Annotated in this window: 25 protein-coding genes and 3 pseudogenes; 8 read left to right on the top strand and 20 right to left on the bottom strand. The window is 61.1% G+C overall.

What is annotated here, in order from left to right:
* Positions 1 to 125 precede the first annotated feature (125 nt).
* Positions 126 to 1,157, top strand: a complete 1,032-nt coding sequence (locus IMCC21224_RS18960; protein WP_047997275.1) for a LacI family DNA-binding transcriptional regulator — start codon at positions 126 to 128, stop codon at positions 1,155 to 1,157.
* 12 nt (positions 1,158 to 1,169) lie between these two features.
* Here IMCC21224_RS18960 and iolB read toward each other — a convergent pair whose 3' ends face one another.
* The 13 genes from iolB to IMCC21224_RS18895 all read right to left on the bottom strand — a co-directional run bounded on the left by iolB (position 1,170) and on the right by IMCC21224_RS18895 (position 14,598).
* Positions 1,170 to 1,976, bottom strand: a complete 807-nt coding sequence (gene iolB / locus IMCC21224_RS18955; protein WP_047996680.1) for a 5-deoxy-glucuronate isomerase — start codon at positions 1,974 to 1,976, stop codon at positions 1,170 to 1,172.
* Positions 1,969 to 2,178: a hypothetical protein gene (locus tag IMCC21224_RS18950; protein ID WP_047996679.1), complete on the bottom strand. Its 210-nt coding sequence runs from the start codon at positions 2,176 to 2,178 to the stop codon at positions 1,969 to 1,971. Before IMCC21224_RS18950 ends, iolB begins: the two co-directional genes overlap by 8 nt.
* A gap of 3 nt (positions 2,179 to 2,181) precedes the next feature.
* On the bottom strand, positions 2,182 to 3,087 hold the full coding sequence (gene iolE, locus IMCC21224_RS18945; RefSeq protein WP_047996678.1) for a myo-inosose-2 dehydratase: 906 nt from the start codon (positions 3,085 to 3,087) through the stop codon (positions 2,182 to 2,184).
* An 11-nt stretch (positions 3,088 to 3,098) separates the two neighbouring features.
* Positions 3,099 to 4,931 (bottom strand): 3D-(3,5/4)-trihydroxycyclohexane-1,2-dione acylhydrolase (decyclizing), encoded by a 1,833-nt coding sequence (gene iolD, locus IMCC21224_RS18940; protein WP_047996677.1) that lies wholly within the window; start codon positions 4,929 to 4,931, stop codon positions 3,099 to 3,101.
* Positions 4,928 to 6,832, bottom strand: a complete 1,905-nt coding sequence (gene iolC / locus IMCC21224_RS18935; protein ID WP_047996676.1) for a 5-dehydro-2-deoxygluconokinase — start codon at positions 6,830 to 6,832, stop codon at positions 4,928 to 4,930. The genes iolD and iolC overlap by 4 nt, the downstream gene beginning before the upstream one ends.
* Complete coding sequence (locus IMCC21224_RS18930) at positions 6,829 to 7,950, bottom strand: Gfo/Idh/MocA family protein (RefSeq protein ID WP_047996675.1); 1,122 nt, start codon at positions 7,948 to 7,950, stop codon at positions 6,829 to 6,831. Before IMCC21224_RS18930 ends, iolC begins: the two co-directional genes overlap by 4 nt.
* A gap of 59 nt (positions 7,951 to 8,009) precedes the next feature.
* Positions 8,010 to 9,002, bottom strand: coding sequence for an inositol 2-dehydrogenase (gene iolG, locus IMCC21224_RS18925; RefSeq protein WP_047996674.1), 993 nt, complete (start codon positions 9,000 to 9,002; stop codon positions 8,010 to 8,012).
* A 146-nt stretch (positions 9,003 to 9,148) separates the two neighbouring features.
* Complete coding sequence (locus IMCC21224_RS18920; protein WP_047996673.1) at positions 9,149 to 9,925, bottom strand: ATP-binding cassette domain-containing protein; 777 nt, start codon at positions 9,923 to 9,925, stop codon at positions 9,149 to 9,151.
* Between the two features lie 11 nt (positions 9,926 to 9,936).
* The gene (locus IMCC21224_RS18915) at positions 9,937 to 11,022 is read right to left on the bottom strand and encodes an ABC transporter permease (protein ID WP_047996672.1); all 1,086 of its coding nucleotides are present in this window, start codon (positions 11,020 to 11,022) and stop codon (positions 9,937 to 9,939) included.
* 86 nt (positions 11,023 to 11,108) lie between these two features.
* Positions 11,109 to 12,053 (bottom strand): sugar ABC transporter substrate-binding protein, encoded by a 945-nt coding sequence (locus tag IMCC21224_RS18910; protein ID WP_047996671.1) that lies wholly within the window; start codon positions 12,051 to 12,053, stop codon positions 11,109 to 11,111.
* A gap of 79 nt (positions 12,054 to 12,132) precedes the next feature.
* A complete protein-coding gene (locus IMCC21224_RS18905; protein WP_047996670.1) occupies positions 12,133 to 12,945 on the bottom strand; it encodes a TIM barrel protein in 813 nt (270 codons plus the stop codon).
* Between the two features lie 160 nt (positions 12,946 to 13,105).
* Positions 13,106 to 14,137 carry a LacI family DNA-binding transcriptional regulator gene (locus IMCC21224_RS18900; RefSeq protein ID WP_047996669.1) on the bottom strand — a complete coding sequence of 344 codons (1,032 nt, stop codon included), beginning with the start codon at positions 14,135 to 14,137 and terminating at the stop codon, positions 13,106 to 13,108.
* Positions 14,062 to 14,598, bottom strand: a complete 537-nt coding sequence (locus IMCC21224_RS18895; protein WP_047996668.1) for an NAD(P)-dependent oxidoreductase — start codon at positions 14,596 to 14,598, stop codon at positions 14,062 to 14,064. Before IMCC21224_RS18895 ends, IMCC21224_RS18900 begins: the two co-directional genes overlap by 76 nt.
* Positions 14,599 to 14,979: 381 nt before the next feature.
* On the opposite strand from IMCC21224_RS18895, the gene IMCC21224_RS18890 reads away from it, so the two are divergent.
* Complete coding sequence (locus tag IMCC21224_RS18890) at positions 14,980 to 16,182, top strand: aspartate transaminase (protein WP_047997274.1); 1,203 nt, start codon at positions 14,980 to 14,982, stop codon at positions 16,180 to 16,182.
* 20 nt (positions 16,183 to 16,202) lie between these two features.
* Positions 16,203 to 16,337, top strand: a pseudogene (locus tag IMCC21224_RS27935) (SDR family NAD(P)-dependent oxidoreductase); the annotation flags it as partial.
* Positions 16,338 to 16,384: 47 nt separating this feature from the next.
* Here the strand turns inward: IMCC21224_RS27935 and IMCC21224_RS28580 are convergent.
* Positions 16,385 to 16,438 (bottom strand): annotated as a pseudogene (locus IMCC21224_RS28580) (hypothetical protein); the annotation flags it as partial.
* Between the two features lies 1 nt (position 16,439).
* Here IMCC21224_RS28580 and IMCC21224_RS18885 point away from each other — a divergent pair.
* Positions 16,440 to 17,126, top strand: a pseudogene (locus IMCC21224_RS18885) (Fic family protein); the annotation flags it as partial.
* A 156-nt stretch (positions 17,127 to 17,282) separates the two neighbouring features.
* Here IMCC21224_RS18885 and IMCC21224_RS18880 read toward each other — a convergent pair.
* On the bottom strand, positions 17,283 to 17,984 hold the full coding sequence (locus IMCC21224_RS18880; RefSeq protein ID WP_047997273.1) for an IS6 family transposase: 702 nt from the start codon (positions 17,982 to 17,984) through the stop codon (positions 17,283 to 17,285).
* Positions 17,985 to 18,221: 237 nt separating this feature from the next.
* Between IMCC21224_RS18880 and IMCC21224_RS18875 the strand changes: the two genes are divergently transcribed.
* Together IMCC21224_RS18875 and IMCC21224_RS18870 are read left to right on the top strand one after the other, a co-directional pair.
* Positions 18,222 to 18,491 carry a type II toxin-antitoxin system prevent-host-death family antitoxin gene (locus IMCC21224_RS18875; protein ID WP_047996666.1) on the top strand — a complete coding sequence of 90 codons (270 nt, stop codon included), beginning with the start codon at positions 18,222 to 18,224 and terminating at the stop codon, positions 18,489 to 18,491.
* 8 nt (positions 18,492 to 18,499) lie between these two features.
* Entirely contained in the window at positions 18,500 to 18,823 is a 324-nt protein-coding gene (locus tag IMCC21224_RS18870; protein WP_156178330.1) for a type II toxin-antitoxin system RelE/ParE family toxin, read from the top strand.
* A 405-nt stretch (positions 18,824 to 19,228) separates the two neighbouring features.
* Here the strand turns inward: IMCC21224_RS18870 and IMCC21224_RS18865 are convergent, their stop codons facing one another.
* The 5 genes from IMCC21224_RS18865 to IMCC21224_RS18845 all read right to left on the bottom strand — a co-directional run bounded on the left by IMCC21224_RS18865 (position 19,229) and on the right by IMCC21224_RS18845 (position 24,137).
* Positions 19,229 to 20,644, bottom strand: coding sequence for an amidohydrolase family protein (locus tag IMCC21224_RS18865; RefSeq protein WP_047996664.1), 1,416 nt, complete (start codon positions 20,642 to 20,644; stop codon positions 19,229 to 19,231).
* 54 nt (positions 20,645 to 20,698) lie between these two features.
* Positions 20,699 to 21,232: a TRAP transporter small permease gene (locus tag IMCC21224_RS18860; RefSeq protein WP_047996663.1), complete on the bottom strand. Its 534-nt coding sequence runs from the start codon at positions 21,230 to 21,232 to the stop codon at positions 20,699 to 20,701.
* A gap of 10 nt (positions 21,233 to 21,242) precedes the next feature.
* Entirely contained in the window at positions 21,243 to 22,223 is a 981-nt protein-coding gene (locus IMCC21224_RS18855; protein ID WP_047996662.1) for a TRAP transporter substrate-binding protein, read from the bottom strand.
* 28 nt (positions 22,224 to 22,251) lie between these two features.
* The gene (locus IMCC21224_RS18850; protein ID WP_047996661.1) at positions 22,252 to 23,535 is read right to left on the bottom strand and encodes a TRAP transporter large permease; all 1,284 of its coding nucleotides are present in this window, start codon (positions 23,533 to 23,535) and stop codon (positions 22,252 to 22,254) included.
* 260 nt (positions 23,536 to 23,795) lie between these two features.
* Positions 23,796 to 24,137 (bottom strand): DHCW motif cupin fold protein, encoded by a 342-nt coding sequence (locus tag IMCC21224_RS18845; RefSeq protein WP_047996660.1) that lies wholly within the window; start codon positions 24,135 to 24,137, stop codon positions 23,796 to 23,798.
* 547 nt (positions 24,138 to 24,684) lie between these two features.
* Between IMCC21224_RS18845 and IMCC21224_RS18840 the strand changes: the two genes are divergently transcribed.
* Together IMCC21224_RS18840 and IMCC21224_RS18835 are read left to right on the top strand one after the other, a co-directional pair.
* Positions 24,685 to 25,614 (top strand): N-carbamoyl-D-amino-acid hydrolase, encoded by a 930-nt coding sequence (locus IMCC21224_RS18840; RefSeq protein ID WP_047996659.1) that lies wholly within the window; start codon positions 24,685 to 24,687, stop codon positions 25,612 to 25,614.
* Positions 25,615 to 25,657: 43 nt separating this feature from the next.
* A complete protein-coding gene (locus tag IMCC21224_RS18835) occupies positions 25,658 to 26,605 on the top strand; it encodes a LysR family transcriptional regulator (RefSeq protein WP_047996658.1) in 948 nt (315 codons plus the stop codon).
* Positions 26,606 to 26,731 lie beyond the last annotated feature (126 nt).

Raw genomic sequence — 26,731 nt, 5'->3', positions numbered from 1 at the left:
TGGCTGCAATGGCTTGCGACGGCTGTATCAGTGTTGTCGGGATTCGCCGATGTTCCGGCTTGAAATCACATCAGAATACATCAAAAATGGCGGCTCTTGTTGATGAAATAACATCAGGGCGCGGCATGGCGGAACGACTCACCCTCAAGGATCTGGCAACGGCGGCGGGCGTCGGTGTCGCCACGGTCGACCGGGTTCTGAACGGCCGTCCCAATGTGCGGCGCGAAACGCTTCAGCGGGTGCTGGAGGCCGCCGAACGCATCGGTTATCCGACCCGCGTGCTGGCGGCGCGGCAGACCGAGGCGGACCGGCCGCTGGTGCGCTTTGGCTTTGTGCTGCACAAGGGCGCGCAGGAGTTCTATCAGAATTTTGCCCGCGCGCTGCAACGCGCCGTGGCGCAGCGTACGGATATCCGGGGCCGCGTTGTGCTGCGCTTTGCCCCGTCACAGGCCCCCGACGATTTTGCACGCGAAATCCGCGAGGTTGCCCGCAATAGCGATGTGATCGCGACATCGGCGATCAACCATCCCACCCTGTCTGACATCGTTTCGGACCTGAGCGAGGCGGGGACTCCGGTTTTTGCGCTGCTGAACGACTTTGCCCAGGGTGTGCGACAGAACTATCTGGGCCTGAACAACGTCAAGGTCGGGCGCATCGCGGCGTGGATGATTGTCACGCAGGTCCGCGATCCGGGCAAGCTTGCTGTTTTTGTCGGCGGCAACCGCTGGCACGGGCATCTGCTGCGCGAGACCGGGTTTCAAAGTTACATCCGCGAATTTGCGCCGGAGTTCCGGATGCTGGATGCGGTGGTGAACCTGGAAACCCGGCAGGTGACCTATGAGGCGACGCTTGAGCTTTTGAATCGCCACCCCGACCTGCGCGGCATCTATGTGGCGGGTGGCGGCATGGAAGGCGCGATTGCGGCGCTGCGCGAGGTGCGCCCGCCCGGCAAGGTGGCGCTGGTCGTAAACGAACTGACCGCCGACAGCCGCAAGGCCCTGAGCGAGCGTTACGTGACCATGGTGATCGCGACGCCGCTCGAAGAGTTGTGCCGCGATCTGGTGGAGTTGATGATCACCGCCGCGCGCGAGGGCAGGGCGGCGAGCGCCGGGCAGCACTTTCTGACGCCGCAGTTGTTTGTGCCCGAGTCGTTCTAGGAAGCCGGCGTGTCAGGCATCCCGCTGCATGATCCAGGCCACCTCGGGGGCGGCGACAAAGCGCCATTTGCGCAGGGGCCCGGCCATGACGTTGAGGTAATACATCTCGAACCCGTAGGGGGCGCCGCAGGGGTGGTGGCCGCGCGGCACCAGAACCACATCGCCATCCGCGACGGCCATGGTTTCGTTCAGTTGCAGATCGTCGGTATAGACCCGCTGGATGCCAAAGCCGCTGGCCGGATTCAGGCGGTGATAATAGGTCTCTTCCAGATAGGTGATGCGGGGAAAGTCGTCCTCGTCATGGCGGTGGCTGGGATAGGACGACCAGTGACCGGCCGGCGTAAAGACCTCAGTCACCAGCAGGCTGTCGCAATAGTCTTCGTTTTCCATCGCGATATTGTTGATGTGGCGGGTGTTGGTGCCCTTGCCGCGGGTGGTCAGGCTGATGCCGTCCGGCCCGATCCGCCGCGCCGCATGGCCGCCTTTGCCGGGGGCAGAGCAGACGGCGATCACACAGTCGGTTTCGGCGGTGGCGCGCCAGTCGCTGCTGTTGGGAAGGTAGAGGCAGTGCGGCGGCGTCTTTTCAAAGACGTCCATCCGATCACCCAGCACGCCCCAGTCCTGCCCGGCGGCGGTCAGCGCTGCCTTGCCCTGGACCATGACCAGAATGACCTCGCGGTCGCCCGTCGCCTCTGATGCCGTTTCGCCCGCACGCAGGTGGTAGAGGCCAAAGCCGACATAGCGCCAGCCGGCATTCTGCGCCGTGATGTCATGCACCTTGCCGTGGGTGCCAAAGGGTTTGCGCAGCAAGTCAGTCATCGGTTGGGTCCTTGTAGTCATCAGGGTTGAAGGCGACGAAAAACTCATAGGCACAATAGATTGCGAGCGCGGCGAACAGCGCGGCCCAGCCGGGGCTGCCGCTGACCAGTTCGACAACGGCCCAGCCTCCGGCGACGGCAAGGGTCGCAACCCGTCGCCAGAGCGGCAGGAAAAACGGCTGGCGCAGGTCAAACAGTTTCATCCGTCAGCTTTCGATTTTCAGACCCGCCTTGCCGCAGAGGTCAGCAATGTGATCATAGCCGAGTTTCGAATATTCGTAAGGCCGCGCTTTGGCCGGGTCCTGTTCCGCCTCGACGACGATCCAGCCGTCATAGCTCATGGCGGCGAGTTCATTTGTAACCGCAGCAAAGTCGATGCAGCCCTGCGGATCACCCGGCACGGTAAAGGCCCCTGCGATCACCGCATCAAGAAAGCTTTTGTTTTCGGCGCGGATGCGGGTGGTCACATCGGCGCGCACGTCCTTGTAATGCACATGCTGCACGCGGTCACCCCACTTGCGCAGGGTGCCCAGGACATCAGCGCCGCCAAAGTGAAGGTGCCCGGTATCAAACAGCAGAGTGACCTCGGGCGAGGACCCCTCCATCAGCCAGTCGATGTCGTCCTGATCCTCGATCATCGAACCCATGTGGTGGTGATAGGCCAGCACCATGCCCTGATCCGCCATCCACTTGGCCACCTCGGACAGCTTGGCGGCATAACCCGTCACGGCGTCGCGGCCGAGTTTCGGGCGGTTGTTGACAGGGGTTGCGATGTCGCCCTGCACAGTGTTGGAGCACTCAGCATAGACCAGACAGGGCGATTTCAGTGCCACAAACTGATCCACCTGCTGACGGATCGCGGCGATTTCATCCGCCACCGAATTGACCATCAGGTTGCCCGAGCACCAGCCCCCGCAGAGCGCGATGTTGTTCGCGTCAAGGTAGCGGCCCAGACCTTCGGTGTCCTGCGGCATCCGGCGTCCGCGTTCGACGCCGGTATAGCCGATCTCGCGCGCCTCGCGCAGGCATTGCTCCATCGAGTAGTTTGCCGTCAGGTCCGGCAGATCGTCGTTCTGCCACGCGATAGGAGATATTCCGATTTTCACGCCCATGGGTTTTGTCCTTAATCCGCGCGCTGCGTTTTCTTGTTTTCCACATAAACCGCGCGGGCCGTATTGACCTCGGCGCGCTGGCTGACCTCGGGCACGGCGACGTCCCACCAGGTGCTGCCATGCGGCGTGCTGGGGTAGGGGTCGGTGTCGATCACGATGACATAGGGGCCTTTGATAGTGCTGCGTTGCGCCAGGGCCTGTTCCATTTCGGCGATCGAGGTGACCTTGACCGATCTGGCCCCCAATGCGGCGGCGTGGGCGGCAAAGTCGATCCGGGATGGGGTTTCGTGGATCGCGTGATCCAGCAGGTTGTTGAACTCGGCGCTGCCGGTGCCCATCTGGAGCCGGTTGATGCAGCCATAGCCCCGGTTGTCGGTGACAACCACAGTAAAGCTGAGGCCCATCATCGCCGCCGTCGCCAGTTCCGAATTCGCCATCATATAGGTGCCGTCGCCGGTAAAGCAGACAACGTCACGCTCGGGCTCGGCCATCTTGATACCCATGGCGCCGGCGATCTCGTACCCCATGCAGCTGAAACCGTATTCCATGTGATAGCTGCCGGGCCGTCCAGCCTTCCACAGCTTGTGCAGCTCGCCTGGCATGGTGCCGGCCGCGCACATGACAACGGTGTCCTTGTTCGCCGCGCGCTGCACGGCACCGATCACCTGCATGTCGGTGGGCGGCTGATTGCCGCTTTCGGGGGCATCGGTCAGCGGGTCGACCTTGCCGAACCAGTCGGCTTTCAACCCGTGGGACTGCGCCGGTGCCCGGTGGGTGCCAAGCCCGGCGGTCAGTTGCTCCAGACCCTTGAGGGCGTCGGCCATCAATGGCTCTGCGCCATGTTTGGCGGCGTCATAGGCGGCGACGTTCAGGCTGACCAGACGCCGCGCGGGATTGGCGAACAGCCCCCAGGAGCCAGTGGTGAAATCCTGAAAGCGTGTGCCGACGCCAAGCACCAGATCGGCCTGGGCGCAGATGCGGTTGGCCGGTTCGCCCCCGGTGACGCCGATCGGGCCAAGGTTCATCGGATCGTCCCAGGGCAGGGCGGATTTACCCGCCTGGGTTTCGGTGACCGGGATGTTATGTGCTGTGGCGAACGCTCTGAGGGCATTGCAGGCGCCGGAGTAATGCACACCGCCACCGGCCACGATCACCGGATTTCTCGCTGCCCTGATTGCGCTGACGACCCGTGCGAGTTCGCCCTCGTCCGGGCGGATGCGCCGCCGGCGCCAGACCTGCGGTTCAAAGAAGCTTTCGGGATAGTCGAAGGCCTCGGCCTGCACGTCCTGACAGAAAGCCAGCGTCACCGGGCCACAGTCTGCCGGATCGGTCATGGTGCGAAAGGCGCGGGGCAGGGCGGTCAGCAGCTGTTCGGGGCGGGTGATGCGGTCGAAATAGCGGCTGACGGGCCTGAAACAGTCGTTTGCGCTGACCGTGCCGTCGCCGAAATCCTCGATCTGTTGCAGCACCGGGTCGGGGCCGCGATTGGCAAAGATGTCGCCGGGGACCAACAGCACCGGCAGACGGTTTACATGCGCCAGCGCCGCCGCCGTCACCATATTGAGCGCACCCGGCCCGATCGAGGACGACACCATCATTGCCCGCTTGCGTCCGGATTGCTTGGCATAGGCAATGGCCGCATGGGCCATCGTCTGTTCGTTGTGGCCGCGCCATGTCGGCAGGCTGTCCTTTGCGTGATACAACGCCTCGCCCAGCCCGGCGACATTGCCATGCCCGAAGATGGCCCAGCAGCCGGCAATGATCGCATCGCCGTCCTCGTTCTTTTGCGCCGCGACATAGCGCACCATGGCCTGCGCCGCGGTCAGTCGGATTGTTCTGGTCATCGTGTTTCCTCCAAAGCGCGGGCGCTGTCCCAGATTGCACAGAGACGGGCGAAATTCCCGGCCATGGCGGCGATTGCATCCGCGTCGTTCAGTGTGCCCGTCATCCACGCCGCCGCGCTTTCGGCAAAGATCGTGCGGCCCACGGCAAAGCCCTTGACCAGCGGATAGCGTGCGGCAACGGCAAAGCTTTTGGCCAGACGCTCCTCGGATTCCCCGAGACCCAGAATGACGATGCCGCGGGTGTTAGGATCGTTGCGGTTGATCGTCTCGCAGGTAATCTCCCACGCGGCATCGGTGAGCATCGGTTCCAGTTTCCACCAGTCGGGGCGGACCCCGAGGTCATAGAACCGCTGGATGATCCGGGCGGTGGTGTCATCCGAGATGGGGCCGACCCGGGACGGAATGACTTCGAGCAGGAATTCCAGCTGGTTGCGGCGGCAGGCGGCGAACAGGCGCAGGATTGTCGATTCCTGATCCGCCCATGTTGCGGCATCGTCATCAGGATGGCAGTAGCACAGCACCTTGACCACCTGATCACGGGGCCATTGCGCCAGCCCGCCAAAATCCGCGCCGATCTCGGGTTCAAGACGCAGGGGGCGTGAGCCGGGCCATTCCACCGGCCGCCCGATCCACAACCCGGTGCCCGCCGCCTTGTACAGCGCATCGCGCCCCAGACGCCCGTCGCACAGCAGACCGTAGCCGGGCCTGTTGTCTGCGACCTGCCCGGTCGCGGCAAGGCACAGCTCTTTGAACCGGCCAATCTTTTCCGGCGTCGCGCCGTCCAACTCTTCCAGTTGAGCGCGGTGGTCATAGGCAAAGACCCGCACCTCGGGCCAGTCGAGAGGCCGGTTGGTGGCCCAATGCACCTGCTCAAGCGCGGCGTCATTGCGCAGATCGGGGCGCTGGATGCCGCGTTCAAAGAAGTAATTCAGCTCGGCCCAGCTGGGATAGGCTGGGGTACAGCCGTGGCGGCTAACTGCGAAGGCACCGCAGGCATTGGCGTATTTCAGGGCGGTCGGCCAGTCCTCACCGTCAAGCCAGCCTTTGAGCAGGCCCGACATGAAACCGTCGCCCGCGCCGAGCACGTTGAACACCTCGATGGGAAAGCCGGGGCCGGCCTCGCCCGCGTCCAGCGTGTCGGGAATGGCACCGGTGAAGGCGACAGCCCCCGCCGCGCCCCGCTTGCAGACCAGCGTGGCGCACGATACCGCCCGCACCGCCCCCAGTGCCGCGATGGTGTCAGTGGTGCCGCCCGCGATATGGAACTCTTCTTCGGTGCCGACGATCAGGTCGAAATAATGCAGCGTTGCCTGTAGTTTGGCCGTCACTTCGGCGCTTTCCACAAAGCGGCTTTCGCCCTCGCCGTGGCCCGCAACACCCCAGAGATTGGGGCGATAGTCGATGTCGAGCGCGGTCTGCATCCCATTGTCACTCGCGATGCTCAGCGCCTTGATGGTCGCGGCGGCGACCTCCGGGTTGCTGAGATGGGTGCCGGTGGCCACGACCGCCCGCGCCTGGGTGATGAAACCTTCGTCGATGTCTTCGACCGTCAGCCCCATGTCGGCACAGTTTTCGCGATAGAAGATCAGCGGAAACTGGTCCTGATCGCGGATGCCCAGCAGCACCAGCGCGGTCAGCCGGTCGGGATCGGTTTTGACGCCGCGGGTGTCCACACCTTCGCGGACCAGTTCCTCGATGATGAAACGGCCCATGTGTTCGTCACCGACCCCGGTGATGAGGGCCGATTTCAGCCCAAGCCGCGCGGTGCCGCAGGCGATGTTGGTCGGGCTGCCGCCGATATATTTGTCAAAGGACCGCATGTCCTCGAGCCGCCCGCCAACCTGCGTGCCGTAAAGATCGACGGAACTGCGGCCGATGGTGATCAGATCCAGCTGTTTCATGCGGCCTCCTCCTCGATTTGCACGGGACGGCCGCCAGACGTCGCAACCGCATGCACGATTTTTTCGATTTTCAGGCCCTCTGCAAAATCCGGGCTGCAGGGTGTGCCGCCCTGAATCGTCCGGCACAGGTCGCGGGCTTCGATGACCTTTTGTTCGTTAAACCCGAAGTTGTGGCCGGGAGCCGGGCAAAAGGCGGCGAAGTCCGGCTGATCCGGCCCGGTGAGATGGCGGGTAAATCCCGCCTCGCCATTCCGATGCACCCAGAGCTCGTTCATGTTTTCCTGATCGAACACCAGTGTTCCGAGAGTGCCGTGGACCTCCCATTGCAGACGGCATTTACGCCCGCGCGCCACGCGCGAGGTGGAAAACTGCCCCTGCGCGCCAGAGGCAAAGCGCAGCAGCGCGATGGCGCTGTCCTCATTTTCGACCGGCTTGTCGCCGTCGTCCGAGCGGCGTTTCGGGATCGCGATATGGGTCATGCCGGTCACTTCGGTCACGTCCCCCATCAGCGGCAGCATATGGCTGACCAGATGCACCCCCAGATCGCCAAGCGCACCAAGTCCGCCATTTTCCTGCGTCATCCGCCAGGTCCAGGGCAGGGCAGGGTCGGCGCAATAGTCTTCGTCATAAACCCCGCGAAAGCTGTGCGGCTGCCCGATGTCACCGCGGCGGATCATCTGCACCGCTGCCTGAAACGCCGGGCTGCGGGTGTAGTTGTAGCCCAGAATCGTGACCTGACCGGGGTGCTGCGCCGCCAGATCGGCCATCGCCTGCGCATCGCTCAGGGTAAGGGCCATCGGCTTTTCCAGCCAGACATGTTTGCCCGCGCGCAGCGCCGCCTCGGCCATCGGGCGATGCAGCCCGTTCGGCGTGGTGATCGACACCACATCCACCAGCGGATCGTTGATGGCGGCCTGCCAGTCGGTCGTGCCGCGCGCAAAGCCGAACTGCGCCGCAAAGCTCGCCGCCTTTTCGGCTGTGTCGTCACAGAGGTATTCCAGGCGCGGATGCGGCCCACCAAAGACTGCGGCCACCGAACGCCAGGCAAGGGCGTGACATCTCCCCATGAAGCCTGTGCCGATCAGGGCGACACCAAGGGATTTAGACTGTTCTTGCATGGTCGTGCCTTCTTAAATGTCGATGTGGTGGGCCGATCACAGGCCGATCGCGGGCCGGTTCAGGAGAGCTGCACCGCCGCGCCGGTTTCGGCGGATTTCAACGCCGCATCGGCGAGTTCCAGCGCCTTCAGCCCGTCGGCCCCGGTGGTCGGGGTTGCGGCGCCATTGGCCACAGCATCGACAAAAGCGGCGATTTCATTGGCATAGGCGGCGGTGTAGCGGGACATGAAAAAGTTTAGCAGCGGCGGGCGAGTATAGCCGACACCGGTCGCCACCTCGATATTTGCCTCACGATGGTTTTCGGCCGAAACCGAGCCCTTGGAGCCGTGCACCTCGATCCGCTGGTCATAACCATAGGTGGCGCGGCGGGTGTTGGTGATGGTGCACTGCTTGCCGGTGGCTGTCGTCAGGATGACGTTGATGCTGTCATAATCGCCCAACTCCCGAATTGCCGGGTCGGTCAGCACCGAGGCCGAGGCCTGCACCGTCGCCACCTCTTCGCCCAGCAGCCAGCGGGCAACGTCAAAGTCGTGGATCGTCATGTCGCGAAAGATGCCGCCAGAACGCTTGATATAGTCAGCAGGCGGGGCGCCGGGATCGCGGCTGGTGACAGTGATCATTTCGACCGCGCCGATGACACCGTCGTCGATGGTTTTTTTCAGAGCCATGAAATCGGGATCGAACCGGCGCTGAAAGCCGACCATCAGCGTGGCGCCCTCGGCCTCGACGACCTTGAGGCATTCCTTCACCCGCGCGACGCTCAGATCGACGGGTTTTTCGCAGAACACCGCTTTGCCGACCTTGGCGAACTGTTCGATCAGATTGGCATGGGTGTCGGTCGGGGTGCAGATCGCCACGGCGTCGACATCATCGCTTTGCGCGATTTCGTCGATGGTTCGGATGTCGCAGCCATATTGGTCGGCCACCTTTTTGGCCGCGTCCGCCATCGGGTCCGCAATGGCGACCAGAGTCGCCCCGATGGTAGAGGCGACGGCGCGGGCGTGGACCTGACCGATGCGGCCAGCGCCGAGAATTGCAAAACGTACAGTCATCTTGACCTCATGTCTGAAGGGGCGAATGCGCAGGCTGCTCCATTCGCCGGGGTGTTCTGAAGGGTGCTGGCCGATGGGGGAGGAGCCATCGGCCAGCGGCAGTTGCAGGACCTGCGATCTGTTCGCGGGCGGCCCTGTCTTAGCCGTCAGGCGGCATCTTCGTATTCGGCCTGTGTCTTGGCCCCGGTGATATAGGCCACGACATCTTCGCCGCTGATTTTCTCGTTCTTGATATCGAGGTTGGCGCAGATTCGGCCACGCCGGAATACCACCACGCGATCCACCAAATCAAAGACCTGCCGCATGTTGTGGCTGATCAGGATCAGCGGCTCACCTGCGGCTTTCAGGGTGCGGACAATGTTTTCGACCTGCGCGGTTTCCTGCACGCCCAGGGCGGCGGTCGGTTCGTCCATGATGGTCAGCTTGGAGTGGAAGGTGGCGGTGCGGGCAATGGCGACGCACTGACGCTGACCGCCGGACATGTTGCGGATGGTGTTGCGGATGTTGGGGATCTTGACCCCGGTCTTTTCCAGCGCCTGCATCGTGCGTTCCCGCATCGCCTTGTAATCGAGGATCGAGAACGGCCCGAGATTGAAGCGGATCAGTTCGCGCCCCAGGAACAGGTTGTCCGGCACGTCCAGTTCATCCGCCAGCGCGAGCGTCTGGAATACCGTCTCGATGCCGGCTTCGCGGGCATCCATCGGGGATTCGAAATGCACCGGCTTGCCGTCAAAGATGACTTCACCGCGGGTGCGTTTTTCGACGCCGGTGATCTGGCGCACAAAGGTCGACTTGCCAGCCCCGTTGTCGCCCATAATCGCAACGTGTTCGCCCCTGCGCAGGACAAAGTTGGCCCCCTGCAGCGCGTGCACGCCGCCATAGTGTTTCGTCAGGTCGCGGGTTTCGAGAATGATATCGCTCATGGTGCCCTCCTTTATGACCGCGAAACGGCGCGGCGCTGACGCCATTGGTCGAGGACCACGGCCGCTACGATGATGAAACCCTTCACCATTTCCTGATAATAGGCGTCGAGCCGCAGGAAGGTGAAACCCGAGATGATGACACCAAAGATCAGCGCCCCCAGTACCGTCCCGACCAGAGAACCGCGCCCACCGGCCAGCGAGATGCCCCCGATGACGGTCATTGCGATGGCGTCAAGTTCGTACATCACACCCATACCGGCCTGCGCCGTCAGGTTCTTTGAGGCCAGCACGATGGCCGACAGACCCGCCAGCATCCCGGCAATGGTGTAGACCAGCACCTTGTGACGCGCGACCTTGATGCCGGACATACGCGCCGCATCTTCGTTCGATCCGATGGCATAGGTGTGCTTGCCGTAGACGGTGTATTTCAGGATCAGGTGGAACAGGATAGCGAGCCCGACAAAGATCAGCACCGGGGCCCAGCCGCTCATGCCGTTGCCGATCTTGGCGAACTGGTCGGTCGGGAAGGAGATCGGGTTGCCTTTGGACCACCACTTGGCCGCACCACGGGCCGCGACCATCATGCCCAAGGTGGCGATGAACGGCGGAATCCGGGTGTAGGCGATCAGCAGGCCATTGGTCATTCCCGCCGCCATGCCGATGATCAGCGCCACGACAATAGGGATGATCACGGGCAGATCCATCCAGGTTTCGCTGAAGATGGCCTTGGGATTGGGGTTGCCGTTGACCAGCGCGGTCTGCGCAAAGCTCATGGCGATCATCGCCGTGACGCCGACGATGGACCCCGGCGAAAGATCAATCCCGCCGGATATGATCACCTGGGTCGAGCCGATGGCGATGATGCCGATGATCGCCACCTGAAGGATGATGATCTTGAGACGCGCCTCGTTGAAGATGGTCGCGAAACGGTCGTTGGTGTCGAACAGAAAGCTCTGACCCATCATCATGGCGCCGAGCGCCTCGAAGATCAGGGTGATGACGATCAACGCGATGAATACGTTCATCTCGTTGGGCCAGGCCCGTTTCCTGGCGTCGAAGGTCAGTCCTCCGACCCCGTGGGTAGTCTGATCTGCCATTGGTCCCTCCCCCGCAGTCCGGCACAAAGTCCGAAATCAGCCAGAGCGATGCGGTCGCGCCGCTCTGGCCCGTGTGCTGAAACAGATCAGTTCTGGGACATGTAGTCGCCGATGTTGTCCGGGGTCACGAGTTCGAACGGGACATAGACTTTCCGTTCGACATCTTCGCCGCGGGCCAGTTTCAGCGCGGCGTCCAGCGCGCCAGAGCCCTGAGCCGCAGCGTTCTGGAACACGGTGACGTCAAGGTCGCCGGCCTGCATTGCCTGCAGGGCGTCCTGTGTGGCGTCGATCCCGGCCACAATCACCACATCCATGTCGATCCCACCGGCCTTCATGGCCTGGATCGCGCCGATCGCCATCTCGTCATTGTTGGAAATGACGGCATCGAATGCTTCGCCGGTGGACAGCCAGTTGGTCATCAGATCCTGCGCTTCGTCACGTGACCAGTTGGCGGTCTGCTCGTCGATAATGTTGAGCGTCACGGCGCACTTGCCTGCCGCCATCACGTCGTGAATGTCCGCCGTGCGTTGCACGGCCGCCTGGTTCGACAACTCGCCCATCATCACATAGATGTTGGCTTCGTCCTTGCCCGCAGCCTTCAGCAGGTCGCAGACCTCGATGGTTTCCAGAGTGCCGGAATCGACTTCGTTCGACGCGACAAAGGCTTGATTGTCGGGCAGCATGTCGACGTTGATCGGCTGGCGGTTCACAAACACCAGCGGCACGCCCGCCGAGGTGGCGGCCTGCGTCATCGCCTCGGTCGCCGAGGTGTCGACCGGGTTGACGATGATCGCATCGACGCCCGAGGCGACGAAGTTGTTGATCTGGTCAAGCTGCTTGGCCACATCGTTCTGGGCGTCTTCGATCTGGACATCGACGTTATCCATGCCGTCAGCCAGATCTTGAATGCCGTTGCGCAGAACGGTCAGAAAGTTATCGTCGAACAACGCCATCGACACGCCGACGTTTTCGGCCATGGCCGTGCTCGACAAAAGCGAGACAAGGCCTGCGGCGATAATGGTCTTTTTCATTGGAGTCCTCCCTAAGTGGTGTCCGGCGCACCTTCATTTACTCCGGAAGCCCCTGAAAAACGGGGCAAAAATCACACCCTCAGGCGGCTTTCTCCCGAAGCTGCGAGGAAATGAAATCGAAAGAGCGTTTGATCGCGGTATACGGATCAGTTAGCGCATGGGTTTGCGGCGAGAAGCACTCGTAGGAAACCGGCCCCTGATACCCGGCGGCCAGCAGCGCAGCGATCTGGTCAGTGTTGCCCAGTCGGTCGCTGGCATCGACAAGCACGCGGTGTTCGTCTTCCATCTGATCCACCCCCAGGGCTGGATCGACCACGCCCGAGATATGGATGATTCCGGTATGGCCGGGAAAGATCGGGCCGCCACCGGCCAGCGTGTGGTGAAAGGTGTCATGCACCAGCTTGAAGTGTTCGCCACCAATCTCGGTGATCGCCTCGACCAGTTCAGTCTTGGACCGCAGAGAAGAACGGCCAAAGCCCAAGGGTTCAACCAGCGCGACAAGGCCCGCGTCCTGCAGCATCGGCAGAATGGCGGTCATCGCGGTGCGCAGATTTGCCTGGCGTTCGCCGTCAGCTGTCTGGGTGCCGTCATTGCGCGGGATCAGGCTGATGGTTTCCGCACCGCATTTCTGCGCCGTGGCGATCAGCGTCCGAACGGCGGCCTCACGCTCGGTGTCCCAGGTGTTGAAGGGGTAGACCTGGCTTAGCCCGACCAGACGCAGGCCCTTGTCGGTGACCAGCTTGCCGGCGTCGGCGGCGTCCATGCCATCGAACAACGGGCGCGCAATGTCGTTGCGCACCTCGACCCCGACGCAGCCCAGCCGGGCGGCAAGATCAAGAAAGTCCGCGTACCCCAGTCGGGGTGTTGTCATATGGTTCAGTGCCGTCTGCATGATGTTCCTCCGGCCGCGAAGCACTGACGTCTTTGTTCGTCATATGCTCACGGGTTGCGCAGCCACCATGCGTCCATGATGAGGATTCGGTCAATTCACAGAGAGTCACTTTCTGCCATTGATGACGTAATCAAGCAGACTAAATGACGTAATTGCATCATTACAGAAGTTCAGGAAGGACAATTTTCGGTTCCAGAAAATGTTGTCCCGAGGCGCTGTCTTCCTCGCCATTGGTGGACCTGACCATGAGGTCCACCAACTTGCGACACAGTTCCGGCAGCGGTGTCGAAATTGCCATGACCACGTATCCGTCGATCAGGGCGTTGCGGCTTTCTGCCGTGACCTCGTTCACCACCAGCGCGACCTTGGGCCGGTCGTGGACTTCGCGCAGCGCGGCAATGGCGCCTTCCATACCCCCACCGGCGACATAGAGCCCCTTGAGGTCCGGATGCCGGTGCAACAGATCCAGCGTTGCTTCGTAGGTGACCTGGCGGGTTTCCAGATTCACCAGTGTATCAAGCACGGTGAACCCCCGTCCGGTTTCGCGCACCAGGGACCGAAAGCCGACCTCGCGAAGATCGTGACCGTGCCAGCGGTTGCCGCCGACAAAGACCGCAAGCTTGCCGGGGTCATGCACCGTCCTGGTGATCATCCAGGCGGCAAGGCGCCCGATCTTCATATTATTAAGGCCCAGATAGCTGTGCCGTATGCCCTGGGCAAAGTCGTTGAGGATAGAGATCACAATCACGTTCCGGTCCCTCAGATCCTGAACCACCTGATTGAGTCTCTGGTCATTGACCGCCGTACAAGCGACTGCATCACAGGTCCGACCAAGCGACGCGAGCAGTTCCGCGAATTCCTGCGGTGATTGCGACGAGGAAAACCGGATGTCGGCTGTGGCCCTGACATCGCGCCGTTCGGCGATGGCGTGATGAATTTCCCGTTCAAAGTTCTTGTAGAACTCCTGGGTTTTCTTCAGCAGGATGAACCCGAGCCGCACCTCGGGCAGCGGCTTTTCCAGCCTGCTCTGAAAGATCCCCTTGCCGTGATAGCCGATCCGGTGTGCGGCATCCGCGATCTTGCGCAGAGTATCTTCCCTAACGATAGAGCGCCCATTCAGGGCCCGATCGACGGTCGTGGCGCTGACACCCGCCTCACGGGCAACATCCTTGATTGTTGGTCTGCCGGCCATGTCCGTCTCCATGAATGCTTTTGACCATAGTGACATGAAACTATCATTGACGCACTGTGGTTGCGACAGCGTATGTCACATTGGGGTTTGATATGTTGACAGGTTCCACCTTGAGGGCCGATCCGGGTCAGGAGCAGCGAAAAGGCCATGTTTTCGAGTTTCCGCATCGGGATTTCGGGATCGACCTCGCTACCTGCGGCCCCGAGCGTGCCGATTGTCAGCGCCTTGTAAAGCGCCGTCTGGCCAATGATCCCGCTACGTGCAGAGATCACGGCACCGGCGGTGTCCTTCATCTTGGCGATACTGTGCCGGTTGATCAGGCCACGGGTTACGGGCGCCAGCGCACAGTTGAGCGAGATGAAGTCGGCCTGCCTGTACAGTTCGTCAAGCGCCACCCAATGCAATGAAGCCATCACGATGTCTATCATCACGAAACCGATGATGATCGAGTAGGTCAGCATTGCCTGCTGGGTTCAGAGCGCGCGACCCGGTGTGTGACTCTGGATCAGAAAGGCCCTGTCAGCACGGCGGTCGCGGTGTTGGCCGGGATGCCCAGCGTCATCAACATGCCCGGTGCGGCGATCTGGCTGCATAAACACGCTCAAGGCTTTCTGAACTTTGGGAAACGGGATCGCTGAGCATCGGGCAGCCTCTCGCAAACACCTCCCACTGGTGCCTGCGAACAAGTAAGACCGGACGATCCTTGGATCTGACCGGACCTCTCTGATCCCATCGGTTTTTGTTACGGCCCCAGATCAACTCGGGCGTAGGGGATCAGTGCGGGCTGTCGCTAATCTCTTTGGCAGATAACCCTGCATGACAATCTACCAATGGAGGTTCCCGTGAGCACCGTCAAACTTGCCCGCCGTGTCACAGATATCAAGATTTCTCCGAGTACGGCTGCTGCTCAGAAGGCGCGGGATCTGAAAGCTGAAGGGCGCGACATCGTCGATCTCACCGTGGGTGAGCCGGATTTCGACACGCCCGACAGCATCAAGACCGTCGCTATTGACGCTATCCGCGCGGGTGACACCAAATACACTCCGGTCAACGGCACAATAGCGCTGCGCAAGGCAATCCAACACGATTATTCCAGCCGTCTGGGCATCGATTGCGCGCTGGACGCGATTTGTGTCGGCGGCGGTGCCAAGCAGATCCTGTTCCTTGCGCTGACCGCCACCGTGGAAGCGGGTGACGAGGTGATCATCCCGGCGCCCTACTGGGTGTCCTACCCGGATATGGTCATCGCCAATGGTGGCACACCAGTGATTGTGCCCTGCGGGGAAGAGGCCAGGTTCAAGCTCTCTCCCGCAGCTTTGGAAGCGGCGATCACATCGGCCACGCGCTGGGTGGTGCTCAACTCTCCGTCCAACCCGACGGGCGTGGCCTACACCGCCGACGAGTTGAAGGCACTGGGTGAAGTGCTCAAACGCCACCCGCAGATCTTTGTGCTTTGCGACGAGATCTATGACCGGATCTGCTATGCGGATTTTCCGGTCTGCTCCATCGTCTCGGCTGTGCCCAAGCTGGCGGGGCGGGCGCTGGTGGTGAACGGGGTGTCCAAGTCCTACGCGATGACAGGCTGGCGGATCGGCTATGCGTCCGGGCCAAAGGTGTTGATCGACGCGATCAACAAGCTGCAGTCGCAGTCCTCGTCCTGCCCGTCCTCGATCAGCCAGGCGGCGGCGGCGCTGACCGGTGACCAGTCGAGCGTTGAGGCCACGGTCGAGGTTTACCGCGAACGCTGCGAGCATATCTGGAAGCGGCTGAACGCCATCGACGGGCTGAGCTGCGTTAAGCCAGACGGCGCCTTTTACCTTTATCCCAACTGTTCGGGAATGATTGGCAAGACGACGCCCGAGGGCAAGACCATCGGCAACGATCTGGATTTTGTGATCTATTTGCTTGAAAGCGCCGGGGTGGCGTCGATCCACGGGGCGGCTTACGGGATGGAACCGCATTTCCGCATCTCTACCGCCACCTCAATGAAGATCCTCAACGACGGCTGTGACCGCATCGAAGTCGCCTGCAAGGCGCTGCACTGATGGCCTCTGTCATCGAAAGCATGTTCGGCTGTCCGGGCGCCGGGCGCCGGGCGCTGGTCACGGGATCGTCGCAAGGCATCGGGCTGACGCTGGCCCGCGGGCTTGCCCGGGCGGGTGCAGCGGTGGTGCTCAACGGTCGTGACGCTAACCGTGTTTGAATTGTACTTGTTCCTGAAAATAGAAGGTCTGACAGTGCGTCCCTGACTGATCCGAGCCCAAGCTCATCTCGGCTGTCTTTTTGATCAAACAGATCCATAATGCAAATCGTCTCTGGCCGCCTTGACCGACCGACGATCCATTTTGAAGCGCCGCCTTCGGATCAGGTCGCGCCCGAGATGGAGCGTTATGTTGACTGGTTCAACACGACCGGACCCGGCGGCGCAACACCGCGCCCCGCCTTGACACGCGCGGGGCTGGGCCACCTTTACTTTGAAAGTATCCATCCGTTCGAGGACGGCAATGGCCGGTTGGGCCGCGCCCTGGCTGAAAAGTCGCTGGCGCAGAACATTGGCCAACCGAGCCTGATATCGCTTGCCTTTACCATCGAAAAAGAACGCAAGGCCTATTACGACCAGCTCGAATTCCATCAAAAGACGCTGGACGTGACCGGGTGGCTGGTCTGGTTCGCCGAGATTGTGCTGAAGGCCCAGCAGGTCACGCTCGACCGGGTCGGGTTCTTTATCAGCAAGGCGCAGTTTTATGACCGCCACCGCGGACAGTTCAACGAGCGCCAGGACAAAGCGATTTCACGTATATTTAGGGAAGGGCCCGCCGGGTTCAAAGGCGGGCTCAGCGCCGATAATTATCTCAAGATCACCGGCACCTCGCGCGCGACCGCGACCCGGGATTTGCAGGACCTGGTCGAGAAGGGTGCGCTCAAACGAACAGGTGAGCGGCGGCACACGCGCTATTGGTTGAACTTGGGTGAGGCGAGAGCGGAGTGAACCCTGAGCACAAAAGGGGCTCAGTTATGATACTTTATCATTTCGAAACAAAATATTACCAAATTTCGCGTAAGGTTATTTATGTAAATTATACTGCCTCGAAGGGTGTTGACACGTTAACTCGCGCATTCGGCAAGTCGTGGTACCGATGGTATATCAAGCGACATTCGCCGCGGATTTCCACATCTTGAAAGCTTCGAGCCGGTGGTAGCGAATAGTGAGGGCGGAACGACGGCGGGCTGGGACAGAGAAATGATTGCGGGTTGCGGACTGCATGGAGACGAAACGCTGCAAGCCGCCCGGTGATCGGAAGCCCTGCTTTGCTCGCTCTCGTTTTCGAAATGGCAGATGGCTGTTTTCAGCGCGGTTGTTGAGGCCCTTGTGGGACCAATGATCAAGGCCAGGCGCGACCGCACGTTTTGCGGCACCATAGGATCGCAATTTGTCCGTAATGATCCTTTTTGGCACGAAGCTCCAACGTTTCATCAGCTTGATCAAAATCCGCTTTGCGGCGCGCTTGTCTCGCCTCGATCGAAGGATTTCCTCAAGAACGACTCCGTGTTGGTCGACGGCGCGCCAGAGCCAGCATGACCGGCCCGCGATCTTCACGACGACCTCGTCCAGATGCCAGACATCACCAGGACGAGGCTGCCGTCGCCGTAGAACGTGGGCGATCAGGGGGCCGAACTTGACGGTCCAGCGCCGGATCGTTTCATACGAAACGTCCACGCCACGTTCCAGCATCAGCTCCTCGACCTCGCGCAGGCTCAAGTTGAACCGGGCGTAGAGCCAGACAACATGAGCAATGATCTGAGGCGGAGAGCGGTGGCGCTTGTAGCTGATCTTCTGTGTCTGCATCGACACCGCCTACGCCCAGATCAATAAACCAGCAACCTCAGGCCCGTTAATGTGACAACCCCCCAGAAACACCTTGGTCACGCCTCTGCCGAAATGACCCGTCGCTATCAACGCCGTCGAGATCGGTTCCGGGTGAACCTGACCAAAGCTGCGGGTCTGTAATCGCGGAACGCGACTTCCCTTGTCCCGGAAAATCCGTATAATCCGGAACAGCAACAAGAGTCTGAGGGGCCCACCATGAAAACCATGTCTGCCACAACTGCCAGCAAAGAGTTCGGCCGGTTCCTCGATGCAGCACAGCGAGAGCCTGTGCTGCTGACCAAGAAGGACCGGCCTGTCGCTGTCACCGTCTCGGTTGCTGACTGGGAAGAACTCGTGTCCTTGCGGATCGAGCGGGGCATTGCAGCGGGTTTGGCCGATGTAGCTGCTGGTCGCGTGGTGAAAATGACCGATGCTGCACTTGAGCAGCGCCTTTCACGTTTCCGGGTGCGTGCTTCTGAAGCATGAAAGTCGTTTTGACTGAGACGGCAGAGGACTGTCTCTGGGCAATCTGGGACTATGACCGGCTCTATTCGGAGCAGCTGGCTGATGCGTTTCAGCGCGACATCGACCGGTTTATCCGCGATGCTATCGGTGAGAACCCGGAAATAGGCCATGTTTGGCACGCTGCACGTGGCATCCGACGGCTGATCTTCCAACGTCGACACAACATCTTCTACACCCTGCATGATAGGACCGCTTGGGTGCTGTTCGTCTTCGACGGTCGCATGAACATCAACCAGCAGATTGCCGAAACTGGGCTCAATGATGATGCCCTGATTTGGCGTTCGGAGGAATAGGGAAACCTCCCGTACGGGCGCAATGGGTCGTTTATTGCTATAGATTTAATTGCAAATGTCCCGGTTTCATGCCCCTGGTACGCTATGCCCGGGTACCGACCAAGGATCAGCCCCCCTACCCCATGACCACCTTTGGACCCAAAGCCGTCTGCTGTGCGCCGTGAAGGCCAATGTGCGTGATGGTTTTTGCCCGAAGAGGAATTCAAGTTAACGTGACCACAGCCCTCTGTCCGATGATCCCGGTTGGACAGGGCCTATGGACGATGAGGCGGGACGAAAAAGCGGTTGCAGGTGGCTGAGTGAACGGAAACGAAACGGTGCAGACCACCCGTGCAATGCGGCCCCGCCACACATTTTTCTGTTCCCCATCTCTACCATTCGGACGATGCCGTGTGTGCGTCGTGATCAGCTGCCGGTCGGCGCATGCACGGGATGGAAGCTGCCGGGAACGGCGATGATCGTGTCCAGTCCCAGTGCCTGCGCGGCGGCAATACCTTCGGGCGGGACGATCATCGTCGTGCCCTGTCCCACAACCTGACCGTGGCGCAGGATGGCGCGACCGTGGCCATAGCTGAGCAAAGGTTTGCGACGTTCCAGATCGATCACGGTGACATCTGCATCTGCGCCCGGTGCCAGATGCCCCTTGCGCGCCGACAGGCCCATCATGCGGGCGGGCTCTGTCGAGGTCTTGTGCACAAAATCCGACAGGGTCAGACCGTTCAGGTGCACCAGGGCCAAACCACGCTCGCACAGATCGTTGCGGGGAAGGCCGCCGCCGTCGGTGGCCAGCGCATCGATCGGGAACTGTCCGTCCGGACGTTTCAGCAGTGCCAGGTTGATCGAACAGACAGCCGGATTGACATAGTAGCTCATCCCGATATCAGTTTCGGCGTCGCGCCACGCTTGTACGGCCACGTCGCCAGTGGCAAGACGAGTTACGCCGTTTTCCAGCAGGTGGATATGGCCCCAGCCATCGCGCAGTGCCTGTTCGAGACCCTGTAGGGTCGCCTCGTATCCGCCCGCGATCAGATTGCGCTGAGTGGCCACGCTTTCGGGGATACCATTGGCGCATTTGGCGGAATTTCCGTTGATCGGCGCCAGATAGCTTTCCGACCAGATGTTGGGATATCTGGCAAGGATCTGCGTGGCTTCATAGGCTTCCTCGATCGCGGGGCCCTCGAAGCCGCGGGAATAGGAGTTGACGTGCGGCATGTGCAGGGGATGGCCACCGGCAAGCGCGCAAGCCTCGCGCAATCCATGCAGGTTCTGCGGGGTGTCCAGCGTGCCGGCATGAAAGGCGACATGGGCGCCCTCAGTCCCGCAAAGCTCAATCACGCGAGCCGAGGCCTCGGAGGTCAGCGGGAAATGCCCGCCCAGCACCTTCAGGCCAACGGCCCCTGAGCGGCGGGCACGGGCCAGAACGTCGCGCAACTCGGCCATCTGCGGATTCGTCGTGTCGACCGTATGGCCGGGGCGGACATAGTCGATACAGGCCAGCGTCAGGCCGGTGCCGGTACTGGCGGCAATCTGCATCACGCTTTCGATGGGGCCGGCCATGTCCAGCGCCGTGGTCACACCGGCCAGTGCAAGCATCCTGTGCCCCGCCGCCCCGCCCATCCAGCCAGACACATGGACATGACTGTCGATCAGGCCGGGAAGGACATGCAGGCCAGTGACATCTTCTTCTCTCTTGCCTGGGGTGAGGATGTCGGGAGCGACCTCGGCCACCTTGCCGTTGGAAAAGGCGACGTCGGCGACACGGTTCACGCCAGAGCGCGGATCGCAGACATGGCCGCCGCGCAGGATCAGGTCGTAGGTCATTGCTGTCTTTCCATGAAGGGGATGCCGGGGCGGAACCGCCCCGACCAGTGTCAGTCAGTCCGGCGCTTCGATCGGCTCGACGCCGGTGTCATCCCCAGCCCAGCGGGCCGACAGATGCACGAAGATCACCACGATCATGATCGGCACCGCGATGGCGACCCAGACGGTGCTGAAGGGCAACGCTTCGGCCATGGTGTGAGAATGGCGCAGCAGGAAACCTCGCGCGACGTTCATTCCCGGCCCCACAAAGCAGAACAGAAACACCGGAACCAGATAGATCAGCACCACCAGCGAGCGGATCGCTTCGGCACCGACCTGGACCCACGTCGGCGCGTTCTTGACGCCATTGACCAGCGCCGGGTCAAAGCGGCGTTTGAACGCCATGGTGGCGCCGATCAGACCGGCCCAGATCATCGCGTAGCGCGCCAGTTCCTCTGTCCAGGCGGGGGGCTGGTGAAAGACATAGCGCGCCACGACCTGCAGCAGGACAACCACCGTCAAAAGGACGATCGCAGTGCAAGTCACCACGCTTGCCACGCGGTCAAGGGCGCGGCTGGCGCCCAAGACGATGGAACGGACCGACGCCATGATACCTCCGTTATTCAACACTTGCCTTGGCATCTTGCCAAAGCGCCAGCTGATCAGCGGTCAGGGTGGTGGCCCAGAGCGGTTCTGCCAGTGCCTTCATCTTGTCGCGCTCGCCTGCGGCCAGCGGGGTGATGGTCACGCCCAGCTCGGTCTGCACTGCTGCGACGCCGGTGGTCCAGTCCGCCAGCCAGGCGCGGTTCGCGTCGAGGCCTGCTTTGATGGCTTCGTCAATCTGTGACTTCTCGTCGTCCGACAGACCATTGTACCAGTCATCCGACATCAGGATCGCACGTGTCGAAGGGAACAGGTCGGCCGGCGTGTAATGGGTCAGAAAACCTGTGTGACCGCCGCGGATGGCCGAACTGGGCGGGTTGAAATAGCCGTCTGCCACACCGGTCTGGATGGCATTCGCGACCTCGGCCCAGGCGATGATCGTACCGTTTGAGCCGAGCGCCTCCATCAGGTCCAGCTGCTCGGGGTTGAGGGCGCGAAAGCGCAGATCTGCCAGATCGGCAACAGTGGCGACATCCTTCTTCGCGTTGTGGATGCCCATCGGTGTGCCGATAAAGTTGATGCCGACCATGTTCACGCCCATCGCCAGAAGCGGAGCGTTGATCGTTTCCATCAGGGGACCCTGCGCCACAATCGCGTCAAGCTGTGCGTTGCTGTCGAAGTAGAACGGCAAGGTGATGCCCTTCAGCGCGGGGGAGACAGCATAGGCGGTAGAGATCGCCGAGAGGTTAATCTCCAGCAGGCCGGTAGAGACCTGGTCGAGGCGCTCTTTTTCCTTGCCGAGAGTCTCGGAGGGATAGAGATCGACCTTGAAATCGGTGCCTTCCAGCGCGTCGGCAAAAGCGTGGGCAAAGGTCGCCTCACCGCTGCTTGCGGGGTCGTCGACCGAATTGAAGGCAATCTTGATGTCGGCGGCCTGGGCGGCGACGGCGATGGACAGGGTCAACGCGCTGACGGCGAGGATCGAAACGGCTTTCATGAGGAGGCTCCTTGGGTTGAGAAGAGGGTCAGTTCAGGCCGAGCAGATGCGGCAGGAACAGTGAAATATTCGGAACGTAGGTGAGGACGATCAGCAGCATGATTTCCGCCGCAAGGAAGGGCAACGTGGCGCGGATCAGCGTCCAGTAGTCAAGTTTCACCACCGTCGACAGGATCAGCAGAACGGCACCCAGAGGCGGCGATAAAAGGCCGGTGGTGATGTTGAAGCAGATGACGACGGCGAGGTGGACGGGGTCCGCCCCCATTGCCAGCGCGGGGGGAACGAAGATCGGGGCGAACAGCGCCACGGCGGCCTTGACGTCCATCGCCATGCCGGCGCCAAGGAAGATCACGTTGATCAGCATCAGATAGCCAAGGGGGCCGAGTCCCCAGCCTTCGACCAAGCTCTGGATCGCCTGCGGCCATTGTAGAAGTGCCGCGATATAGGAGAACGTCGAGATGGCGCAGAGCAGGATGAACAGACCGCCCAGCATGACGCCGGTCCGGATCAGGGACGCCCTGAGATCCGCCAGCGTCAGACGGCCGTAGAGCAGTCCGACGAGGATCGCGGCCAGCACGGCAACAGCGGCGGCTTCGGCCGGGGTCATGAAGCCGAAGAGCGTTCCGCCGAGGATGATCAGCGGCAGCATCAGCGCCGGAACGGCGCGAATGAGGGAGGGGAGGAAAGATGGCAGTTCCATACCGGTGCCGCCAGGATGGTCGTCGCGGTAAGCAAAATAGGTATTCATCGCCATCAGAACGGCAGCAAGCAACAACCCCGGCAGGATGCCCGCCGCAAATAGTGCAGTCACATTGGTCCCCATCAGGGCGCCGTAAAAGATCATGATCGACGACGGCGGTATGATCGGCCCGATGATTGACGACGCGCCGGTGATCGCCGAGGCGTATTCGCGGGTGTAGCCGCGCCGCTCCATCTCTGGCACGAGTGAGTTGCCGAGTGCGGCGGCATCTGCGGTGGCCGAACCTGAGACACCCGCGAAGAAGACCGAGGTGACGACATTCACGTGGCCGAGTCCGCCTTTCAACCGACCGAAGACTGACATGCTGAGGTCGATCAGCGCGCTGGCCACGCCGCCGCGATTCATCAGATCGCCCGCAAGAATGAACAGGGGCATTGCCAGAAATGCGAAGCTGTCCAGCTGGCTGAACAGGCGCTGGGGCAGGACCGCCATGTACTGCGCCTTGTCTACCGCCCAGAAAGTCAGAATGGCCGAAGCGCCGATCAGGTAGGCTATTGCTGTCCCTGCTGCAAGGGCGACGGCTGTGAAGACGAGGACAATGGAAACTGGCACGAGGGAATCCCTGCTGAGGCGGTGCTTTTCAGATCTGAAAGACCGGCTACCTAATGAAAATCGAATATTAGTTGTACGAATATAAGAAAATCGTATACTTTATCTCGGAATATCGTTGTTTTATAAATACTTAGTGTCGGATTGGGGCCTGCCGGACGAGAGGAGCCGCCTGTCTTGCTATGGGTCAGATTTCAGGAAGTGATCAAAAATTGATCGTAGACGCGGCAGGACTGGTCCTTTGGCCCGTCTAACCACCCCGCTCAGTCGACGATGAACAACTTCACCCCGGTTGCGGTGCGCGAGGCATGCGCCTCGGCATTGTCGCCGACCTGATAGCTCATGCCCGGGCGCAGGCTGAGGACGCGGCCGTCCTTCAGATACGTGTCCATCCCGCCCTCAAGGCAGTAGATGACATGGCCCTTCAGACACCAGTGATCGCTGATGTAGCCGGGGCTGTAGTCGACAATGCGTACGCGGATGCGGCTGTCGCCCTCGCCGAAGGACTTGACGCGCCATTCGGCATGACCCGCTTCGCCCGGGTGGCGTTCTGGTTCGACGGTGTTCCAATCGATCAGTTCGATCGGGAAAGGGGGCATTTTCATTCTGTATCTCCGCTGAGGTGTGGCAAGGCGTTGTGTAGGTACGCATTGCAGGGGTTTTGCGATTCCGGGAACAAATCCATGGGTGGGACGCCCCTGCCGCGTTCTTGCGCAAAGTGCGCGGATGGAAAAGGCACTTCCCAGGATGGAAGGACGGCGGATGCGCGCATTTTCACTGCGCCGGAGCGCCGTCAGAGCGGTGCGGATGGTTGGGAATTGTCAGGCTTTCAAGCAAGCAGAACTACTGGACACTCGTATCAAACACGGCCCCAATGTATATAATTTGGTGATACATCTAGTCGATTTTTGATCCTGATTTATACTAGAAATTCATCAGCCACGCAGATCAACTACGGACCGGGAGCTGCGCCATGACAATGGCCCGGCTTCGTGCAAACGAATGTAATCTACCATCCGTCGGCGTGATCTGGCCCGACTGCGCTAGCGGTGGGATGCCTTACTCAATAGCTCGCAATGCCGCGCCGCTGATGTCCGTGATTTCTCGTTCACCGCGTCATTTCACCGTAAACGGCACTGAAAAGGAAGCCAAATGACCAAAATGATTATAGCGGGCGCCCAGATTGGCGGGATCCAGAAGGACGAGCCCCGTGAGCATGTCGTCGCCCGCATGATCGCTCTGATGGACGACGCCCACGCCAAAGGTGTCACGTTCATCGCCTATCCGGAGATGACGCTGACCACGTTCTTCCCGCGCTTTTATGTCAAGAACCGTGCTGAGTTCGACCATTGGTTCGAGACGGAGATGCCGAACGCCACAGTGCAGCCCCTGTTCGACCGGGCGCGGGACTATCGCATGGGATTTACCTTCGGCTACTGCGAGTTGACGCCGAAGGGAGAGCATTTCAACACCTCGGTCATCGTGTCCCCGGATGGCGAGATTGTGCTGAGCTATCGCAAGACCCACCTGCCGGGCCATGCCGAGTACGAGCCCGAACGCAGCCACCAACATCTTGAGAAGCGCTATTTCCTGCCCGGCGACACGGGCTTCAACGTCGTGCGCAGCCAGGGCATCATCATGGGCATGTCGATCTGCAATGATCGCCGCTGGCCGGAAAGCTGGCGAGTGATGGGTCTGAAGGGCGTACAGTTGGTCTCCATCGGCTACAACACCCCGTCACAGAACAACCTATCCAAGATCGAGGGGGTCGAGCGGCGCATGTATCACCACGAACTGTCGGTGTGTTCCGGGGCCTACCAGAATTCCACCTACGCCATCGCGGTCGCAAAGTGCGGTCTGGAAGACGGCAACCACATGTTCGCCGGATCCATCATCGTTGACCCGGACGGATTCGTGATTGCAAAGGCGCAAGGCGAAGGGGATGAACTGATCGTGGCCGAAGCGGATTTTGACACCTGCGCTTTCGGCAAGTCCACGGTCTTCAACTTTGACGCCCATCGGCGGATCGAACACTATGGGCTGATCGCGTCTCAGACGGGTGTAAAGGAGCCTACGGAATGAATTATAGCCCGGTCACAGGCGGCGGCCCCAGCGTGGGTCCGCCATGACGCGCAACGGCGATCTGCCGGATGTCTCGCTGCGCTTGCTCGAAATTTTCGCGGGGATGATGCAATGTGCGACCACCGTTGAGACTGCAGAGTTTCTCGGGATATCCCAGCCGGCTGTTTCGACCGGGTTGCGGCAGCTGGAAAATCAGCTGGGCCTTTCCCTGTTTGAGCGAACCGGGCGGCGGCTGTCCCCGACACTTGAGGCGCGGGATCTGTTTGAAGAGATCCGTCCGCTCTTCGGCATCCTGCGATCGTTTTCGACGCGGGCCCAAAACTTGCGTTCGGGGCAGATTGGACGCTTGCGCGTCATCTCGACGCCACCACTGGGGTACTCTCTTGGACCCCGGGCACTGCGTAGTTTCAACGCCGCACGGCCCGATGTGACGGTCAGCTATGATGTGCGGCGTCTGGAAAACGTGCTGGATGCGGTGCAGATGGGACTGGCTGACATCGGCCTCGTGCTGAACAATGAACGGCCCGAGACGGTCAATTCCGAACTTCTGGCACGCAGTCAGATGGTTGTTCTGATGCAGGAACACGATCCGCTTGCAGCTGAACCCTTCGTCACAGCCAAAATGTTGTCTGGCACTCCCATTGTCGGGATCGATCAGGCCTCACAACTCGGTCGGCTGGTATCGCGGGGCTTTGCGCTCGGGGGGGGGACTTACCGCCCGGGGGTCGAGGTACGCTATTGCCAGACCGCGGCGGCGCTGGTGGCGGAAGGCATGGGGATGACAGTCGTGGACCCTTACTCCGCCGAACCCTATCTGTGCCGCGGGCTCGTCACACGCCCATTCAGCCCGGCCTGCGAGGTGCGCGCGCAGATCCTGACACGCAAGGGCGTGCCGCATTCCGGCCTGCTGCTGACGTTCATGGAGGAGCTCCGCCGCCAACTGGCCCTTGGACATGCCGCGCAACACCCCTTGCAGGAACATTCGGGCTGAGGCGAGGGGGCGGACATCGCGCGCGTCCTGCCAGCCGCAAAACCGCCGCCTGGTTTGCAGGGGGCCAAAGGCCCCTTTTTCTTTCGCTCATGCCGCTATGCAAAAATCTGTTGTCGTCAAATCTCA

The organism is Puniceibacterium sp. IMCC21224 (assembly GCF_001038505.1).
GTDB lineage: Bacteria > Pseudomonadota > Alphaproteobacteria > Rhodobacterales > Rhodobacteraceae > Puniceibacterium.
The sequence above is the reverse complement of the archived record's forward strand: the minus strand, read 5'-3'. Positions and strand labels throughout refer to the sequence as shown.